An 18,983-nucleotide genomic window follows, 5' to 3' on the forward strand; every position below is an offset into this window, starting at 1 on the left:
ATTTTAGTCAAAATGCAAGAGTTTCAAGCGTCCTCACGTTTACGTTGCGGCCACCAGCTGGTCTCACGGAGCAATGTGGCGATCGCGGGAACCGTGAGAGTGCGGACAACAAAGGTGTCGAGTAGTAGGCCACAGCCGATGATGAGCCCGGCTTGGATCATGATCGCGACCGAACCGACCATAAGGCCGAACATGCTGGCCGCGTAGATGAGCCCGGCGGAAGTGATGACTGAGCCGGTGTTTGCGACCGTGCGCAGTACGCCGACGCGGATGTTGTGAGCGGATTCCTCGCGTAACCGCGAGATCAGCAGCATGTTGTAGTCGGCGCCCACCGCGATCAAGATGATGAACGCCAAAAGCGGTACCAGCCAAGCGATTTTCTTACCGAGGCCGTATTGGAAAACGAGCGTCCCGATGCCCAGTGCGGCTGCGTAGTTGAGCACGACCGTACCGAGCAGGTAGAGCGGGGCCACCAAGGCGCGCAGGAGAACGACGAGGATCAGTCCGACGATGACGAGCGTGGCAATGGCCAGCAGATGGAAGTCGGCCGACAGAAGGCGCTGGATATCGGAGTTGACGGCGGGGAATCCGGCCATCGATATTTTGGCGTTGGCCAAGGAGGTGTTGGGCGTGCAGCATCGGCAACTTGGGTGATCTTCTGAGCGAGATCCATCGCTTCGCTGCTGTAGGGGTTGTAGCTGGATTCGATGGCGAAGCGTGCGGTCTTGCCGTCAGCGGACAGGAAGTGCTTTGCCACATCGGAGAACTGGCGATTCTCGAAGGCGTTAGCCGGGAGGCAAAAGCCGCTGGAGTTGTCCGAACCGGCGCTGGACCGCGCGGAATTCTGTAGTTGGGTGGCGATCTGACTCATGCCGGACAACATTTCGATGTTGCTGTCGGCAAGGGTATGCACACCGGTGGCTAGGGCTTGTGCGCCCGATGCGAGCTGGCTGATGCCGTTTTGGAGGCGGCGGATGTTGCCGGCCATGTCGGCGGGGTCGCCGAGCGCTCCGAACGCCTTGTTCAGCGAGGTGACCGTGTTCTGCAGGTCTGCCATGGTGCCCCCCGCAGTATCGCCGCCCGGCTGGTACATGTCGCCGAGGTTGGCGAGCTGGCTGAAAAAGCCGCCATCGCGCAAGGTCACCAGAATCCGTACCTGGTCGCGGATCTGGGTGCACTCGGGTGTGGAGGCAAACCAGGGGGAGGTGTTGAGCGCACCGACCAGCGGGTCGATCGTGGCGATCGCATTCTGAGCTTGTTGAGCTTCTTGACGTAGCCCAGGTCCGGCTCGGATAGCTTGGTCGATGGTCGGTGTGGTAGTCGAAAGTTGCTGCAGCAGAGGGCGAAAGCGCTGAAATTGCGAGCCGCTGGACTGGGCTTGGTTAAGGATACCGGTCAGCGGAGTCAACGCTGTGCGAAGGGTGGTGTCAAGTTGCGCCAGGCCGCTGGCGAGTTGGTCGGCACCGCCGGTGAGTTTGGTGAGATCGGTCTTGTGGGCGTCTCCTTTGGCGACGGCATCGGCCATCTTGTTGCCGATCTGGACGTTTTGCCAAGAGAGCTGTGCCTGATCGAGTCGTGCCCCGGTGGGCCGGGTGACGCCGGATACTTTGGTGACGCCCGGCAATTGCGACACGCGAGACGCCATCTCATCCAGGTCGGCCAGGCCTTTACCGGTGTGCATATCGGTCCGTGATTCCACGACCATGAACTGGGTGATGACGATATCTTTGCGAAAGTGCCTGTCCAGCAGGTGATAACCTTCGTTGCTGGCGGTTGTGTCCGGCTCTCCTTGGCGGTCGTCGTAGCTCATGCGCATGGTCAGCGCGACAGCCGCTAGCCCTAATACAAGGGCCAGGCTGGCGGCCAGCAGTGGGGTGGGTCGGCGGACTACGGCCACGGCGATCCAGTTCCAGTAGCGGCGTGTGCGGTCGGCTTTGGGTTCGCCAATGCCGCCGTTTGGCGGCCAGCGCCAATACCGGAGGGAACAATGTCACGGTGGCCGCGACTCCGACGAAGACGGCTATCGCGCACGCTGGGCCCAGCGCGCCAAAAACGCTCAGCTTTGCAAAGAACCATGGCCAGAAATGCAAACGCCACAGTCGCGGCGGAGGCCAGGATCACCCGGCCGATGGTGGCGGTTGCGTTGATCACCGCGAGGTCAGCCGAGACGTCCTGGCGGCGCTGCTCGTGATACCGGCTGATCAAAAATGCCGAATAATCGGTGCCGGCGCCCAACAGAATCGCCGTCATGAACGCGATGGTGAATCGCGACACCGGCATTCCCGCTTCGCCCAGCGCCGAGAGCACTCCGCGCCCTACCGCAAGGCTGACCCCGATAACCAACAGAGGCAGCAACGCGGTAAACAGTGACCTGTAGATGACCAGCAAGATCAGCGCTATCAGCCCGGCGGTCACGACGGAGATGACAATCAAATCCTGCTCAGCCGAATCGATTTGATCGCTGAACGTCGCGGGAGGGCCGGTTACGCGGACCGTCGTGGATGTGCCGCTAAAGGACTGGGCGGCGATAGCGGTGATGGCTTAGTAGTGCGGTGAGGCCGCCGGGAACCGGTCGGTGGTCGCCGACTGCGGGTCATCTTGCCGGGGCAGCAGGTAGGCGCGAACCGCCGAACGTGGCCCGTAGGGCCGAAGTAGCTGGCTGGCCGGGCGAGTGCGTACCTGCTGCGGCCACCAGAACCAGCGCCCCAGCAGCGCGGCGACGGACGGCATCATGAATGAGCGCACGATCAGGGTGTCGAACAGCAGACCCAGGCCGATGGTGGTGCCGACCTGCCCGACGACTTTCAAATCGCTGAATATGAACGAGGCCATGGTGGCGGCGAAGACCAGGCCCGCAGACGTCACCACCGCACCGGTGCCGGCCATCGAGCGGATGATTCCGGTTTTCAAACCGGCACCGATTTCTTCTTTGAAACGGGACACCAGCAGCAGGTTGTAGTCGGATCCGACGGCCAGCATCAAGATGATGGACATCGCCAGCACCATCCAGTGCAGTTTGAAGCCGATGATGTCCTGCCACACCAGCACGGACAGTCCGAACGAGGCGCCCAACGAGATCAGCACCGTGCCCACGATGGTGACCGCGGCGACCAGGCTTCGGGTGATGATCAGCATGATGATCAAAATCAGGCTGGCCGCAGCTATTGCCGCGATCATCAGGTCGTATTTGGAGCCGTCGCGCATGTCCTTGTAGACCGCGGCGGTGCCGGCAAGGTAGATCTTGGCGCCCTCCAGCGGAGTTCCCTTGATGGCTTCCTTGGCTGCGTTCTTGATCGGCTCGACGTGCGAAATGCCTTCCGGGGTCGCGGGATCCCCTTCATGGGAGATGATGAAGCGGGCCGCGTGCCCGTCCGGCGACAGGAACATCTTCAGACCGCGCTTGAAGTCGGGGTTGTCGAAGACTTCCGGCGGGATGTAGAACGAGTCGTCGTTCTTGGCGGCGTCGAAGGCCTGGCCCATGGCGGTCGAGTTTTGGCTCATCACGTCCATCTGGTCATACAGCGACGACATCGAGCTGTGCATGGTCAGCATCATTTGCTTCATGGTCGTCATGGTGGCGATCATGGGCGGCATCTGCGCCAGCATCTGCGGCATCAAGGCGTCCAGCTGAGATATGTCGCCGGCAAGATAGGTGAATTTTTCGGTGATCTGATCCAGACCGTCGAGCGCGTCGAAGAGGGATCGCAGCGACCAGCAGCCCGGGATGTCGAAGCAGTGCTTTTCCCAGTAGAAGTAGCTGCGAATCGGCCGGAAGAAATCATCGAAGTTGGCGATGTTGTCGCGCAATGTGTTTGTGACATCCAACATTTCATGCGTGAGGCCGTCCATGTGGTGGGTGACCGCGGCCATCTGCGAGGTGATGTTGTACATGCGCTGCATGGTGTCGATGGACTGTTGCATCGCGTCGGCCTGCTTGAGCATGTCGTCCATGCGCTGGTGCATGTACTGCTGGTTTTCGACCTGCGTGGTGTTTTGCATGCTGATCTGGAACGGGATTGAGGTGTGCTCGATCGGCGTTCCCAGCGGCCGGGTGATCGCCTGGACGCGCGCGACACCCGGGATGTGGAAGACCCCCCTGGCGATCCGGTCCAACACCAGCATGCCCGCCGGGTTGCGCATGTCGTGATCGGTCTCGATCATCAACAATTCCGGATTCATCCGGGACGCGGGGAAATGCCGTTCGGCGGCGGCGTAGCCGATATTCGCGGGGACGCTCGGGGGTAAATACAGCCGGTTGTCGTAATTGGTTTGATAACCGGGTAGGGCGAGTAGACCGATGAGGGCGATCGCGACTGACACCGCGAGAATTGGCCCGGGCCAGCGCACGATCGCGGTGCCCACCCGTCGCCATCCCCGGGTCCGCATCTTGCGCTTAGGATCGAACAGCTTGAAGAAACTGCCGACGGTCAGGACCGCCGGACCCAAGGTCAGCGCGGCAGCAACGGCGACCAGCATCCCGACCGCACAAGGGATACCCATAGTCTGGAAATACGGAAGCCGGGTAAAGCTCAGGCAATACATCGCACCGGCAATAGTCAGGCCAGAGCCAAGGACGACGTGCGCGGTTCCGTGGAACATGGTGTAGAAGGCTTTTTCGCGGTCCTCGCCTAGGCCGCGCGCCTCTTGATATCGGCCGAGAATAAAGATCGCATAGTCTGTCCCAGCGGCGATGGCCAACAGCACCAAAATATTAACCGCGAAGGTCGACAATCCCATGATGTTGTTGTAGGCCAGGAAAGCGACAACCCCCCGAGCCGCCATCACCTCGATCACCACCATGAACAACGTGCTGAACACGGTGATAATCGAGCGGTATACCCACAGCAACATCACGATGATCACCACGAAGGTGATGATCGTGACCTTCTGGAGGCTCTTTTGTCCGGCCGAGTGCTGATCGGCGATCAACGCCCCAGCGCCGGTCACATAGGCCTTGACCCCCGACGGCGCAGGCACGCTGTCCACGATCTTGCGGACCGCCGCGACAGACTCGCTGGCCAGGCTCTCGCCCTGGTTACCAGCAAGATACGCCTGCACATAGGCGGCCTTGCCGTCGGAGCTTTGCGAACCGGCGGCCGTCAGCGGATCCCCCCAGAAGTCCTGGACGTGCTGGACGTGTTTCGTGTCAGCCTCGAGTTTGCGGACGATCTGGTCGTAGAAATGGTGGGCCTCATCGCCCAGCGGCTTGTCACCTTCCAGCACGATCATGACCGCACTGTCACTGTTGAATTCGTTGAATACTTTGCCGATGTGCTTCATCGCTTGCATCGACGGCGCGTCCTTGGGGCTCATCGACACGGTGTGTTCTTCGGCGACCGCGTCCAGCGATGGAACCAAGACGCTGAGGACGACGACAAGCCCCACCCAGGCAAAGACGACGGGCACCGCGAGTTTGTGGACCGTTCGCGCGAAAACCGGCATATGCGGCAGCCCTGCGGCCCGGTCATCGGTCATGCGGACTTCACTATGCAGAACGTTTGCGCATTCATACCCTGACTCGACCTTTCGTCCTTGACCACCTCGTCCACGATGATCCGGCAGCCGATTTGGTTGCTGTCGCCCTGCGCGACGATGTTGACGCTCACCGAGGGCAGCGTCGAGGTAACCGAGAGCGTCCAGGGCAAAGGCACGTTGCTAGCTTTCTGGGGCTGGGCATTGATGTCCAAGTAGTTGATGTTGGCCACCGTCCCCGGGGGACCATAAACCTGGTAAACCACGCGCTTGGGATTGAACGGCTTGATCTCATCGGCGATGCCGCTGGTCATCGTCTGATCGTCGTGGACGCCGAAAAAGGTGCGAAGCCGCAGTACGCAGAAGCCCGCTACCGCCACCACCGCCACGATGACCAGGACGATCCACATTTTCTTCATCGCAGCGCCAACGTGAATCCTCCCCAGCCAACCATCTCCCGCTAGTTGGGCGCCCCACCGCCCATTCGACTGGATCGGTCACAGCCAATTGGACCGCAGCGCGGCTAGTTCGCCGACCAGGAGATCGGCAACGACAAATAGCCTCGGATCGGGCCCGACCGCAGGCGCTGCGCGCGGCCCAAGTCGACTTCCCAGTTGGGCACGCGGGCCAGCAAGGCGCGCAACGCGATCCGGGCCTCCATCCGGGCCAAGGACGCACCGAGACAGAAGTGAATGCCTCGGCCGAATGCCACTTGGTGTTCGGGTTTGCGCCCGATGTCAAACACGTCGGGATCAGCGAACACGCGTTCGTCACGATTAGCCGAGCCGAACAACAACAGCACCGAATCACCCGCCGACATTGTGACGCCATGCACTGTCACGTCGCGGGTCAACGTTCGCGAAAGTCCTTGAGCCGGTGAGTCATACCGCAGCAGCTCCTCAACAGCTGCCCCGAGCAAGCTCTCATCGCCAGCCAGCCGGTGGCGGGTGTCGCGATAGTCGGCCAGTACCACCGCGGCGTTGGCCAGCAGATTCGACGTCGTCTCATGACCGGCGATCAGCAGCAGCAGGCAAAAGCCAAGCAGTTCGTCGTCACTAAGGTGCTTTCCGTCGATCTCGGCACACACCAACGCTGACATCAAATCGTCGCGCGGTTGGCCGCGGCGGTCGGCGAGGAAATCGGTGAAGTAGCCATAGATCGCGGCCGCGGCTGCCAAAGCCTCGCCGGTCTCGCCGTGGGTGGGATTGGACTGCACCAACGCGTTCGACCATCGCCGAAATTGTGTACGGTCCTCGCGCGGCACACCGAGCAAATCAGCGATCACCATCGCTGGTAGTACAGCTGCGAAGTCGGCGACGAAATCGGCCGAACTGGCTTCCTGGATCAGGCCGGCCGTCAACTGATCAGCGAGGTCCTCGATCGCGCACGTCAGCGCCGCGATTCGTCGCGGGGTGAAGGCCTTGCTAACCAATGCCCGCAGCTGATCGTGTCGCGGGGGATCCATCAAAATCATCATCGGCAGCAGCGATTCGCGAAAAGTCGAGCCCGGTGGAGTCGGAAATACTCCGTCGACCGACGAGTAGCTGTGATGGTCAAGCAGCGCGCTGATGACATCCGCGTGGCGACTAAGTACCCAGGTGTTGGTATCGGCGGCGTGATAGACCGGTGCCGCGTCGCGTAGCTGCCGGTAGACGGGGTAGGGGTCGTCCTGAATTTCCGCGTCAAAGGGATCGTAGCGAAGTTGTACCGTCGACATAGCGTCTCCTGCCACATTGCAGAACGTCGGTTTAGACTGAGAGTTTAAACCGAGGGGAGGACTTTATGCGGAAGATTCCCGCTCAGATTGCCGACCGGTTGCCTGCCGCGGCCGAACTCTTCGCCGAGCGCGGGCTCAACGACACAAAGATCGAAGACGTCGCCGCGACCACGGGCATCGCCAAGGCCACGCTCTACTACTACTTCGCCGGCAAAGAAGAAATACTCGCCTTCCTCCTCGAAGACGCCCTACAACACGTCGCGCACGAGGTCACCGCGATCGTCGAGGCAGACGGCGCCGCCGCCCAACGCCTGCACGACGTCATCAGTGCCCAACTGCGCGTGATGGCCCAGCGGCCCGCTGTCTGTCGCGCCCTCATAGGAGAACTGGGCCGCGCCGCCCGCATGCCCGTCATCGCCAACATGATCAGCACTGCCTACTTCGAACCCGTCGAGACCTTGCTTCGCGCGGGCGCTAACGACCGTTCACTCGAGGCTCTCGACAACCCCAGAGCTGCCGCCATCGCGCTATTCGGTGCAGTCACCACCAGCGCACTGACCTACCTAATCACCGACGATACGCTCGACGAAGATCTAATCGCACGAACAATTCACGACGTCGTGTTTACCGGCATACGGCCACGCTAGCTCCCCCCGCAGACCAATCTGCGACCACGCGTGTGCTCGATAGTCAACGACTTTGAGCATTTCTGAACATCTCCTACCGCAACAGCTCACCCCCAGAACGCCCGCGTCCGATGGAGGTTCGCGGCCGGCGAGATCCGGGCACCTGACCAGTGCAGCCAGAACGTCGGACCCGAAAACCGCTAGCCCACCACGGCAATACCGCAGGTTTCGAATACGACCACTCCACCAGCACAGTGCCAACACACGACTTACACACCGCCCCTTGGTGTTTCGTGCACTGTGCAAAGTCTCGATGGTCGTCGCACACCAACCATGCGCCCGCACACGACGGGTCAAGTAGCCCGTGGCCGCGGGCAAAATTAGCGTCAGACGGGGGACTTGCCAGGGCTACGGAGGCGTGGCACAGCCTCGAAGCATCCAGGTCTCGAATGGCTCCGCCGGGCGGCGGCCGCAATAGTCAGATATGGCCAATCCGACCCGCGTCTCGGCAACGTGGGATGTCCACATCGCGATATTCGGTATCGCCGGTGGATCCTCACCCGAAGGCTGTCCCCGACGGCCTTCCGTTGTGTGGGCCACAGCCGCGAACCTCCGCGACCGGGCTTCCTTGGAGGCGCCGGGGGAGACCTCGACGTGATGGACGCTCTACGTCTTGACGTCGGGATCGTCTGTGTCACGCTGCGGGTTGGAAAGTCCTGGCGCGGGTGTATTTGATTGAGCTGCTGGCGGATTCGCCCCAGTCGTGCCAGTACCAGCAGTGCCAGGCGCCTTTTTCGTAGTGGTGTCTGCTTCGGGTTCAATCGGGTCGCGCAGATCGATCATTTCGGTGCCAGCCTGGGGAGATATGGTCTTGGTCGTCCAGGTGGACTTGACCCTCGACGATTTGCCTTTGTGTTCGACGTGTACCTCGATGGCATCGGTTGCACTCGCCCCGCTGGTGAGTGTGAAGTAGACGCGAATCTTGGCTTTGCCGCCATCGAAGTTGATTGGCCCGGCACCAGTTTTGGAACGTCCGATTAATGGCAGCTTGGTGTTGGTGCCAGCTGCCATGAGTTCAACCGAATCGACTTGCGCGGCCCCGCTTCCCTCCTTGGCGAGGACGACTTCCACGAACCCGGTCTTGTCGAATTCGCTTGTCACCGTGATGTTGGCGCGGTTCTGACGGATGTAGAGGACGACCGGCACGCCGATTGCGGCCCCCAACGTGGCGGCGGCAATGATGACGCCCCAAATAATCCAGTCGATGCCGAACATCAGGGACACCCGCACGGAAATGACTGTGCGCCCGTTATGGGGTCCACCTCGATGCCTCTATGACACACCTCGCTGCACCCGACCACCTTGCATTGCAAGAGGCCGTTGAAGAATCGTCTGAGATGGCAGCGGTCGTCGTTGTCCTCCCACACGACCTCATACGGGCCCCTCGACGCAGTGCCCACGCGAAAATCGATCGCACCCTCGTCGTCATTGCGCGTGGCTCGATAGAACGACACCGCTTCAGGGTGACCCGGATCCGGGGTCAACAGGTAGTCACCGTTGACCAGCGGAACCGCCGTGTGCCAGATGGCCGCGATGCGCTCGCCCTGACCCCGCTCAACGATGCCCAGACCTGAGCGCGCCTGAGCCCACGATTCTGCGGTGAAAGACAATACGGTAGGGGTGTGGAGCGACGGATGATCCGCATCCGAGAACACGATATCTTGTAGCGAGGGTTCTTCCGCTAGACGCTGCGCGAGCTCGACACTCTCTTCGTCTTGAGCCAATTCATTTCGCACTCTTGGATCTAGCGGTGGCACGATCCCGGCGAGTTCGAGCACGAATGCTGCCATTGTTGCCGGCCACGCCGGCATGCCTACCCCCGTCATGGCACAAACGATAGGGCGATCGCCGCAGCATGGGGCGCATTTCGGCATTTTCGCAGCGGTGGTCAATTTCATTGATCAACGCTGCGCCCCTCGCGGTCCGCGGTGTCGGCGGACGGTGGCTACGGTCTCCACCTTGTCGTAGGGAGACGTTCCCAGGTCGCTGCTTCGACGAGGCCCACCGTGATGAGGAAGGGCACGAACATGCGTTGTTGGGCTTCGGGTTGGCGGGCCAAAGCAGGCTCCAATCCCCCGGCGGGGGAGCGGCTGCGCAGTAGGACCACAGGCAGGAGCGTTTGCTGGAAACGCCCGCCCGCTCGACCGCTCGCCCGGTTATCGGCCCTAGGAATTGACTCATCGAGTGAATCACAATGCGTTAGTGCCACACTCGCTGCATCACGTCGAAACCGGTTGCAAGAGCGTGCGATGCGTATGGCGGCGGATTATCGGGAATGTATAGTGGCGCTCGACTACGTTGAAGTACAACCGATTGCGCTATATGCGGTAGTTAACCAACAGTCGACGGGTTCCTGAGCCACCGAGTGGTGTGCGCCAGCCCGTCGAGTGCCTGGACCAGCTGTTGTGGGCGTGTCCCTGCTGCAAAACCCGCGAATGAAGTGGCATCATCTTTGCCGACTGGATAACTGATCAGCTGATGATTCTTCACTGTGGGTGAAGTTGAGGAGGCGTGGGTTGGCTCTGGCTGTCGTGCGGGACCTGAGGGAGCAGCGGGCACCGGCGACCGAGGATGAGCTCGCCGGCTTCGAGACCGATGTGCTGGCCGGATTCGTCCTTGCCCGGGCATCGGCCGGGTTGGTCGACTCGACCATCCGCAACGACGTGAATCACCTTGAGCTGATCCGGGACTGGTTCGGTCGGCCGCTGTGGGAGATCCAGCCTGCTGACGCCGACACCTACTTCGGCAAGGTGCTGCGTGATGCCCGGGCGTCGACTCGGACCGGGCGGGCGGCCGCGCTGACGGTGTACTTTCAGTTCCTCGAACTGCGTCACAAGGTCGAGTTGCACAATCTCAGCGGCCGGGTCATCGAGTGCCCGCTCGATGAGATCAACCGACCGCGGGCGTGGGTGGATCCGCAGCTGCGCATCCCGCCGACCGCCGACGAGGTGGAGCAGCTGTTCGCGGGGTGGCGCGGGGAGCTGGTCACCTGCCGCAAGTTCGCCCCGACCGCCCGAAACTACGCCGTGGCTCGCCTGGTGGCCGATGTCGGATTGCGGATCAACGAGGCGCGGATGCTCGACCTGGATGACGTGCGCTGGGAGCTGGGCCGGTTCGGCAAGCTGAACGTCCGTCATGGCAAGGGATCTCGTCGCAAAGGTCCCAAGCCGCGGGTAGTGCCACTGATCAACGGCGCCGACCGCAGCCTGCAGTGGTTCATCGAAGACGTGCTGGGCCTGTTCGATGTCGACCCGAAAAACCATGCTGCGCCGCTGTTTCCGTCCGAACGCAAGAACATCGACGGGACGTGTATGCGCGCGACCGCCGACGTCTATCGCCGCGCCCTGGCCGAGGCCACCGACCGATATCTGCCGAGGTGGTCGGGGAAGCTGACACCGCATGTGCTGCGGCATTTCTGCGCATCCCAGCTTTATCTGGCCGGTATGAACCTATTCGCGATCCAGGAACTATTAGGTCACGCCTGGACGGGCACAACGGCTCGGTATATCAACTATCAGAAATTGCATCAGACGGGCGCGTCTCCGCTGGTCGCCTGCTGAAGCAGATCTGGCTATGGTGTCATGTCGCCTACAGGACAGGGCGTCCCACCTGCATTGCTTGCATATCGCGCCCGTTGGATGCATGATCCTTTCGCCGGACGGTTGCGGGGATTCAGGTTGGAGGCGGCGTGGTGCGGGCAGATCTGGCTGGGTCGGCGCATCTGGAGCTGGTCTCCGGAGTTGTGCAGTTGCGTCCGGAAGACGCTGTGCTGGAGGCGATGTTGCGCGGATGGCGTGCCCAGCAGGTTGCGCGTGGTTTGCGGGAGGAGACCATCGCGCCGCGGGAGCGGTTGGTGCGCCGGTTTGCGACGTTCACTAACGAGTACCCGTGGCATTGGCTGCCGGGTCATGTCGACGAGTGGACGCAGTCGTTGATGGCGGAGTCGCATCTGGCACCTTCGACGATTCGCGGCTATCAGACCGAGCTGCGATTGTTCAGCGAGTATTTGTGCGACGGCCGTTATAGCTGGGTTGCGGTGTGCGAGCAGGAGTTTGGTTCGGGTGTGCATCCGGTGCCGATCTGCCATGAGTGGAACACGATAGAGCACCTCAATGGCTACGAGGGCAACCCAGAGGCCCGGCCATTCACCCGCGAGGAGTTGCAGCGGTTTCTCGACTACGCCGACGACCAGGTTGAGCGTGCGGTGTGCGCGAAACGCAAGGGCGCGTTGGCCGCCTACCGGGATGCGACGTTATTCAAAGTGGTGTATGGGTGGGGCCTGAGGCGGACCGAGACGGCGAAGCTGGATGTAGTTGACTGGGGCCGTAACCCGGCGGTGCCGGAGTTCGGCCGGTTCGGGATGCTGCATGTGCGCTATGGCAAGTCGGTGCGCGGGCAACCGCCGCGGCGACGCAACGTGCCGTCGGTCATGGGGTGGGCGGTGGAAGCGGTCGCCGACTACGTCGACAACATCAGGCCCCGTTTCGGGTGCGAGGACCATCCGGCACTGTGGGTGACCGAACGTGGCGGTCGCATCGCCCCGGCAGAGATCAACGCCCGCTTCGTCACATACCGTGACGCGCTCGGGCTACCGAAAACCCTTAGTCCACATAGCCTTAGGCATTCGTGGGTGACGCACCTTACTGAGGAGGGCGTTGACCGACGATTCATCCAGGAGGCCGTTGGGCATCGCTGCGATACGTCCACCGCGATCTACACCCACGTGTCCGGTGACTTCATGAACACCGCGCTGCGCAAAGCCCTGGCGCCGGCGTTCGACACGGCGCCCGACCCCACGAGCGGCAAGGAGTCCTGATGGCCCGCAAACTCGACTACCGATGGCACCTGCGTCAGGTGATGGCTGCACGCGAGATGTTCAGCACCACCGACCTGATAGAGCCGTTGGCGCAACGCGGCATCCATCTGTCGTCCAGCCAGGTCTATCGGCTCGTCGTCGAGCGACCCGAGCGGCTGAGCCTGAATATTCTGATGGCGCTGCTGGACGTCCTGGACTGCCGGATGGACGAGCTGATCGAACCGGTCGCCGCAGCCGCGCCGACGCGCAAGAAACGTGCCGCTGGCGGCGCCGACGCCGGTCTGGGCGGACTGCGGCCAAAACGCGCTCGCATCAGCGGCATTGAAAGCTAAGCAATGCCAAAGACATTCGCATCTGAGGTGCTCGCCGACCCGATCGGGGTCATCGTCGATCTGGTGCTTGGCGAAAAGCCCGGGCTGGATCGACGCACGGTCATCGGACTGGTCGAGGCGATGGCCGGTGGACGAGCGAAACGGCGCCGCCTCGCCCAGGCATTGCTGGACCGGCCCGCAGTGTTGACCGACGGGCGCTCGCCAGCGCCACGTGGGATTGGTGAGCTGCTGATCGCGCTGAATGCGGCTGGCGCCATGCATATTTCGTCTCCGGTTTGCGCAGGTTGCGGCAAGCATCTACACACCCTGCAGCGACGCGGGGATGACTGGTATTGCGCGAAGTGCGGTCCTCGACGAGAACCCTGCACAATATGCGGCTCGAGCAGGCCGGTTTACCTTCGCGACCGCGACGGCCGACCCAGGTGTTCACGATGCCTGCCCGATGACGGGCGGGATCCGACGCCGCTCATCGTCGACGTCGTGAGGCGAGCAGACCCGAGCTTGTCGGGTGAGGAGATCAACGCGGCAATCGAGGCGGTGGTGCCGCGTGCCGGACGCCGATACCGATTGGCGTGGGCATTGCAGCAGCGACCCGCCCTGCTGACCGGCGCCGGTGCCGAGGCGTCTGATCCTGCGGTGCTGCGGTTGATCGACCAGCTCGGGGACGCCGGAGCGAAAGGCATTGTCCACCCGGCCTGCCCCGGTTGTGGTCGAATCATCCACCTGCACCGGCCTATCGGCGGAAAGTGGTTATGCCGCAGCTGCACCGCCAAGTCCCGTGCCCAACCATGCGCTCGCTGCGGCGCGCTTCGCGAAGCCGCCACCCGTGACGAACAGGGCCAACCCGTGTGTCCGAGCTGCCTGGTCACCGATCCGATCAACCAGGAAGTCTGCGTGGACTGCGGCCGCCGCCGACCGGTTAGTATCCGCTGCGAGGACGGACCACGCTGCGCCAGTTGCCGCCCGCCGACGATCGCCGAATGCGCGATCTGCGGACGGACCGCGCCGAGCACGATTTCAATTGCCACCGGCCGCCCGTGGTGCGAAGCCTGCCACAAGCGGTGGGCCCAATGTATTTCGTGCGGCGAGTTCCGCCCTATCCGCGGCGGCACGCTGGCCGAACCGCTTTGCGCCGAATGCGTTCGTGACGAGTCCGGTTTCTGGCGCACCTGTCCCGGATGTGGTCAACGCGGCCGCCGGTATACGAGCCGGTGCGCCCGCTGCAACGTGCAGCAGCGGCTGCGCGAGCTGCTCGGCGACGCCCGCGGTGACATCCGCCCCGACCTGTGCGACCTCTACGAGGCCCTGGTCGCGGTCGAACGTCCCAACACGGCCGCGGTATGGCTCGATAACGGCGGCGGTCCCGCCATCTTGCGCGAGCTAGAGGCCGGTCAGCGCGTGCTGTCGCACGAGACGCTCGACGAACTGCCCGCGGGCAAGCCGGTCGAGCACCTGCGCAGCGTCCTGGTCGCGATCGGCACCCTGCCACACCGCGACGAACAGATGCTGCGGTTGCAGCGCTGGACCGCCGCCCTCATCACCGAACGCGTCGATCCCGAGGAGCGCGGCCTGCTGCACCGCTACGCCGTCTGGCACGTCATCCGCCGCCTGCGTGCCCGCGTCGGCGACACCGACACCACCTACGGGCAAGCCCGCGCCGCCAAGCGCTCCATCAGATCTGCAGCTGCCCTACTGGATTGGCTTGCCGCGCATAACCTTAAGCTTGCCACTGCCCGACAGGGAGATCTCGACCGGTGGCTAACCAGCGCCGCCGCCGGCCAGCGTCGCGACAGCGGCAACTTCGTGCGCTGGGCACGCCGAAACAGGCTCACCCGAGTCGAGCACGCCGCCCAACGATGGGACGGCCCCAGCGGCGTCATCGACACCGAGACCCGCTGGGAACAAGCACGCTGGCTGCTACACGACGACACGATCGACACCGCCGGCCGTGTCGCTGCCCTGCTGGTGCTGCTCTATGCCCAAACCGCCGCCGCCATAAGCGAACTGACCATTGATGACATCGAACTCACCGACGAAAGCGTCCGGTTGCGGCTCGGACACGAGCCGATCCTGATCCCAGCACCGCTAGACCGACTGATCCGCGCCCTGGTCTCCACCCGATCACCTCACGCCGCCGTCGGCCGCCCTCGCAGCTCGCGATGGCTATTCCCCGGCGGGCAGCCCGGCCGCCACCTCAGCGCCTTCCGCATGGCCGAACGACTCCGTCAACTCGGCATCCAAGCCAGCCGCGCACGTTCCGCCGCCCTGTTTCAACTCGCCACCGACCTGCCAGCCGCCGTGCTGGCGCGCACCCTGGGAATCCACATCAGCGTCGCCGCGACCTGGCAGCGCGCCAGCAGCGGCGACTGGACCACTTACGCAGCCGAAATCAGCCGCCGATCACCCACTGAGATAAGGATGCGGGTCACGTGACAGACATGCGGGCCGGGCGGATCGGCGTGATCGGCGCGGGAATTGCGGGCCTGGTCACCGCGAAAGTGCTGCGCGAGGACGGCTTCGAGGTGATCGTGTTCGAGAAGGAGCAGGCGATCGGCGGTGTTTGGACCCAATCGCGGACCTATCCCGGACTGCGTACCAACAACTCACGCGACACCTACGCATTCTCCGACCATCCCTATGACCGATCAGCCGACATCTTCCCGAGCGCTGAGCAGGTGCGCGCGTATCTGGCCTCGTATGTGGCCCGGTTCGAGTTGGCCCCGCTTCTTCGGTTATCGACTGAGGTGGTGCGGGTGTCTCGCCACGGTAACGAATTCACGGTAGAAAGCTGTGGCCCAACGGGTTTGAGCACCGTGGTGTGTGACTTTGCGGTGGTATGCGCGGGAACCTTCTCTGAACCGGACATGCCTGCGATCGACGGTGCCGACCGGTTCACCGGGACGGTGGTCCATTCAAGCCAAGCGACCAATCCTGCCCTGTTCGCGGGGCGACGGGTGGTGATCGTGGGCGCGGGCAAATCCGCGCTGGATTGCGCGGCGTGGGCCGGGTCGCACGCGCAGGAATGCACGCTGGTGTTCCGAAAGGCCCACTGGATGATGCCCCGCTACTTCCCGGGAGGTATTCCCGCCGACCGGCTGACTCTGGGACGTTCGACCGAGGCGTTCTTCCGCTACCACCACCCCAGCCTGATGGAGAGGTTGTTGCACGGGCCGGGCAAGCAGCTGACCAACTTGGTCTGGCGGGTGGTGAGTCTGCTGTTTCGATTCCTGCTCAGGATGCCTGCGGCCATGGTGCCTGACGAGCCGATGCCTACTGGAATCGAAAACCTGGGGTTCGGCAAGGAGTTCTACGATATGGCCCGCCGCGGTCGGCTGGTCCTGCGGCGTGACTCGGTCGCGGCCTTTCTCGGCGGACCGCAGGTCCTGCTGGCCAGCGGCGATCAGATCGCTGCCGACATCGTCGTTTTCGCCACCGGCTGGCGCCAGCCGTTGTCGTTTCTAGCGCCCGAACTGCGGACACCCGTTGTCTCCGACGGGCGATTCCAGCTCTACCGGCATATCCTTCCGCCCACCGAGCAGCGCCTCGGGTTCGTGGGCTACGCCTCATCGACCGCGTGTCAGCTCAGCTCAGAAATCTCAGCCCACTGGCTTTCACGATGCTTCCGCGGCGAACTCGCACTTCCCAGTCTCGATGAAATGCAGACTGGATACGACGCGTGCAGGCCTGGCTGGAGGAGGTCATGCCAGCTCGACCGCAGGGCTATCAAATCGGACCGCACCTGGTGCACCACATCGACGACCTGTTGGCCGACATGGGATTACCGACACGGCGAACCAGCAACTTCGTCAGCGAATATTTCGGGTCGTTCTCGCCGACACGCTACCGAAACCTCGCCCAAGAACGGCGCCCGGCCCGCGGTCGCAAGATCGACCGTCGCCGCTACTACTTGAGCGCCCAGCATGCTCTTGCGGCATTTGCCGCTCTCACCCTGGTTGGTGTCCTTCGCCGACACAACGCGACCCGGCGCCGGACCAACGAACACCCCGATCGGAACCAGACATGACACCGACAGACTCGGACCCGACCAACCTGGCATTCCGACAGTTGCGATATCCGACGTCGCCAGAGCACGTGCACGCCACCCACGTCGAAGATGCCTGGGTCACCGGGCAACGCCGGGTCGCCGATCGATGGAAAGGACTCGCTCGATGAAATGGAACCTGCGATTGGCCGCGGCCAATCGCGGCATCTGGAAGGCCAGCGAACTCCAGCGGATGCTCGCCGACCGCGGTCTGGTCATCAGCGCCGGCAAGATGTCGGGCCTGTGGTCGGGCAACCCCAACGCCATCAAACTGAACGACCTGGACGTCATCTGCGCCGTCCTCGGCTGCGGGGTCGACGAGTTGCTGATTCCCGAACCCGAAACCGTGGCAGCGGCCACGCCCGTCACCGACGACGAGTCAGCGGCGGTCGGTGAGGCCCGGTCGGTCACGCCGCGCACTCGCGCCGGCAGGTCGCTGCCGCCGCGATGAACTGCCTGCACTGCGGGACTGCGCTGCCTGCCAACAGTCGCCGCGACCAAAAATACTGCGGCAGAAGCTGTTCAAGAAGAGCGTCCTACCAACGCAGAAAGGCGGGACTGCCTCCTCGCCCGCCCCGGCGGCATCCAGCCTTGGAATCCGACGACCCCGTGCTCGCGGCCGCCGCGATACACGCCCGGGAACTCGGTGCCGCCCACGATTGGTGCGGTGAGACCACAAACCGATGCCTCGACGCCCTGCTCACCCTTCTGGCCGGTCGGCCCACCGGTGATCGCGTGCCGCTCACCGAGGTTCGAACCCGGCCGCATCGGCTCGCGTCCCGTCGCAGGCTCGTCGAAATCCTATCCCACTTCGACCTGCTGAAAGACGACACCGAACCTCCGATCCGTGCCTGGATCGACCGCGTCACCGCGGAACTTCCGCCAGGATTCGCCGAGCCGGCCCACCACTGGCTCCTTACCCTGTTGGTCGGCGGCGCACGTGCTCGCCCACGATCACCGAGGACGCTCTACAGCTACTTCGGCTCGGTCAAGCCCCTTCTCGCGCACTGGTCCACCTCCTACGAGCATCTCAGGGAGGTCACCAGGGCCGACGTCGACGCGGCGCTGCGGCCGTTTCAGGGAAACCAGCGCCACAATCTGATCAAGGCGCTGCGGTCGCTGTTCCGGCACGCCAAGAAGAATGCTCTGGTCTTCAGCAACCCAACAGCGGGTTTGAAGAGCCAACCAGTAGACCAGGACCTCCTGCCCATCACCGATGACGAGGTGCGCTCGATCGAACAGCTCGCCAGCGAACCGCTTGAACGCCTCGTCGTGGCGCTGAGCGTCGAACATGCCTGCCGCACAGCCGTTATACGCAAACTCACGCTCGACGACATCGACCTGCCGAACCGGCGGATCACCCTTGCCGGACACAACCAACGGCTCGGTGAGCTCACCCACATCGCGCTGAACACATGGCTCGACCACCGCCGGGACAGATGGCCCCACACTCCGAACCGGCACGTTCTACTCACGACGAAAACTGCATTGCGCACAACGCCGGTCAGTCAAAAATCGGTGAAACCATCGTTGAGCGACAATGGATTCACGATCGAACGCATCCGTGCCGACCGAATCCTTCACGAAGCGCTGACCGCAGGCCCGGACCCACTGCACCTGTCTCTCGTCTTCGGCATCTCCCACAACACCGCACGGCGCTACACCACCGTGGCCGAACGGCTGCTCAGCGACGAACTCGAGCAGCCGGTAGAACCGTAGTGCCACCCAACGCCGCCAGACTCAGGGCCCGCGAACCCGCCGCAGTTATGAACCTTCACAGCCGAAAGGCCGTGGGTTCCAACTGAAATCGCTTCAATCCGGCTGAACTCACGGGAAACTCACTGGTAACCCGCCATATTCGATTCGGTCGTATTGCCGCTTGACAGTGTCGGCGTCGTCTGAAAACTGACCCCGTGTC

The 18,983-nt window shown here is 63.0% G+C and carries 13 protein-coding genes and 2 pseudogenes; 8 read left to right on the forward strand and 7 right to left on the reverse strand.

Going from position 1 to position 18,983, the window contains the following annotated elements:
- Positions 1–23 precede the first annotated feature (23 nt).
- From AB8998_RS04425 to AB8998_RS04440, 4 genes and pseudogenes are all read right to left on the reverse strand, one after another.
- Positions 24–2,541, reverse strand: a pseudogene (locus AB8998_RS04425) (MMPL family transporter); the annotation flags it as partial.
- On the reverse strand, positions 2,542–5,475 hold the full coding sequence (locus AB8998_RS04430; protein WP_007172562.1) for an MMPL/RND family transporter: 2,934 nt from the start codon (positions 5,473–5,475) through the stop codon (positions 2,542–2,544).
- Positions 5,472–5,891, reverse strand: a complete 420-nt coding sequence (locus AB8998_RS04435) for an MmpS family transport accessory protein (protein ID WP_007172563.1) — start codon at positions 5,889–5,891, stop codon at positions 5,472–5,474. The genes AB8998_RS04430 and AB8998_RS04435 overlap by 4 nt, the downstream gene beginning before the upstream one ends.
- 104 nt (positions 5,892–5,995) lie before the next feature.
- Positions 5,996–7,189 carry a cytochrome P450 gene (locus AB8998_RS04440; protein WP_007172294.1) on the reverse strand — a complete coding sequence of 398 codons (1,194 nt, stop codon included), beginning with the start codon at positions 7,187–7,189 and terminating at the stop codon, positions 5,996–5,998.
- 65 nt (positions 7,190–7,254) lie between these two features.
- Between AB8998_RS04440 and AB8998_RS04445 the strand changes: the two genes are divergently transcribed.
- Positions 7,255–7,836: a TetR/AcrR family transcriptional regulator gene (locus AB8998_RS04445; RefSeq protein WP_007172295.1), complete on the forward strand. Its 582-nt coding sequence runs from the start codon at positions 7,255–7,257 to the stop codon at positions 7,834–7,836.
- Positions 7,837–8,481: 645 nt separating this feature from the next.
- On the opposite strand, the gene AB8998_RS04450 is transcribed toward AB8998_RS04445, so the two are convergent.
- From AB8998_RS04450 to AB8998_RS04460, 3 genes and pseudogenes are all read right to left on the reverse strand, one after another.
- A complete protein-coding gene (locus tag AB8998_RS04450; RefSeq protein ID WP_033717424.1) occupies positions 8,482–9,105 on the reverse strand; it encodes a hypothetical protein in 624 nt (207 codons plus the stop codon).
- Complete coding sequence (locus AB8998_RS04455) at positions 9,090–9,701, reverse strand: hypothetical protein (protein WP_087139652.1); 612 nt, start codon at positions 9,699–9,701, stop codon at positions 9,090–9,092. The genes AB8998_RS04450 and AB8998_RS04455 overlap by 16 nt, the downstream gene beginning before the upstream one ends.
- Before the next feature lie 119 nt (positions 9,702–9,820).
- Positions 9,821–9,934, reverse strand: a pseudogene (locus tag AB8998_RS04460) (hypothetical protein); the annotation flags it as partial.
- 457 nt (positions 9,935–10,391) lie between these two features.
- Here AB8998_RS04460 and AB8998_RS04465 point away from each other — a divergent pair.
- The 7 genes from AB8998_RS04465 to AB8998_RS04495 all read left to right on the forward strand — a co-directional run bounded on the left by AB8998_RS04465 (position 10,392) and on the right by AB8998_RS04495 (position 18,784).
- Positions 10,392–11,435, forward strand: a complete 1,044-nt coding sequence (locus AB8998_RS04465) for a tyrosine-type recombinase/integrase (protein ID WP_369736894.1) — start codon at positions 10,392–10,394, stop codon at positions 11,433–11,435.
- A 218-nt stretch (positions 11,436–11,653) separates the two neighbouring features.
- A complete protein-coding gene (locus tag AB8998_RS04470; RefSeq protein WP_369741376.1) occupies positions 11,654–12,691 on the forward strand; it encodes a tyrosine-type recombinase/integrase in 1,038 nt (345 codons plus the stop codon).
- The gene (locus tag AB8998_RS04475) at positions 12,691–13,023 is read left to right on the forward strand and encodes a helix-turn-helix domain-containing protein (RefSeq protein WP_369736420.1); all 333 of its coding nucleotides are present in this window, start codon (positions 12,691–12,693) and stop codon (positions 13,021–13,023) included. The genes AB8998_RS04470 and AB8998_RS04475 overlap by 1 nt, the downstream gene beginning before the upstream one ends.
- A 3-nt stretch (positions 13,024–13,026) precedes the next feature.
- The gene (locus tag AB8998_RS04480) at positions 13,027–15,456 is read left to right on the forward strand and encodes a hypothetical protein (protein ID WP_369736419.1); all 2,430 of its coding nucleotides are present in this window, start codon (positions 13,027–13,029) and stop codon (positions 15,454–15,456) included.
- A gap of 5 nt (positions 15,457–15,461) precedes the next feature.
- Complete coding sequence (locus tag AB8998_RS04485; protein ID WP_369741420.1) at positions 15,462–16,934, forward strand: flavin-containing monooxygenase; 1,473 nt, start codon at positions 15,462–15,464, stop codon at positions 16,932–16,934.
- Between the two features lie 258 nt (positions 16,935–17,192).
- Complete coding sequence (locus AB8998_RS04490; protein WP_007172299.1) at positions 17,193–17,516, forward strand: helix-turn-helix domain-containing protein; 324 nt, start codon at positions 17,193–17,195, stop codon at positions 17,514–17,516.
- A gap of 158 nt (positions 17,517–17,674) precedes the next feature.
- Positions 17,675–18,784 carry a site-specific integrase gene (locus AB8998_RS04495; RefSeq protein WP_225330576.1) on the forward strand — a complete coding sequence of 370 codons (1,110 nt, stop codon included), beginning with the start codon at positions 17,675–17,677 and terminating at the stop codon, positions 18,782–18,784.
- Positions 18,785–18,983 lie beyond the last annotated feature (199 nt).

It is taken from the genome of Mycobacterium sp. HUMS_12744610 (assembly GCF_041206865.1).
GTDB lineage: Bacteria > Actinomycetota > Actinomycetes > Mycobacteriales > Mycobacteriaceae > Mycobacterium > Mycobacterium servetii.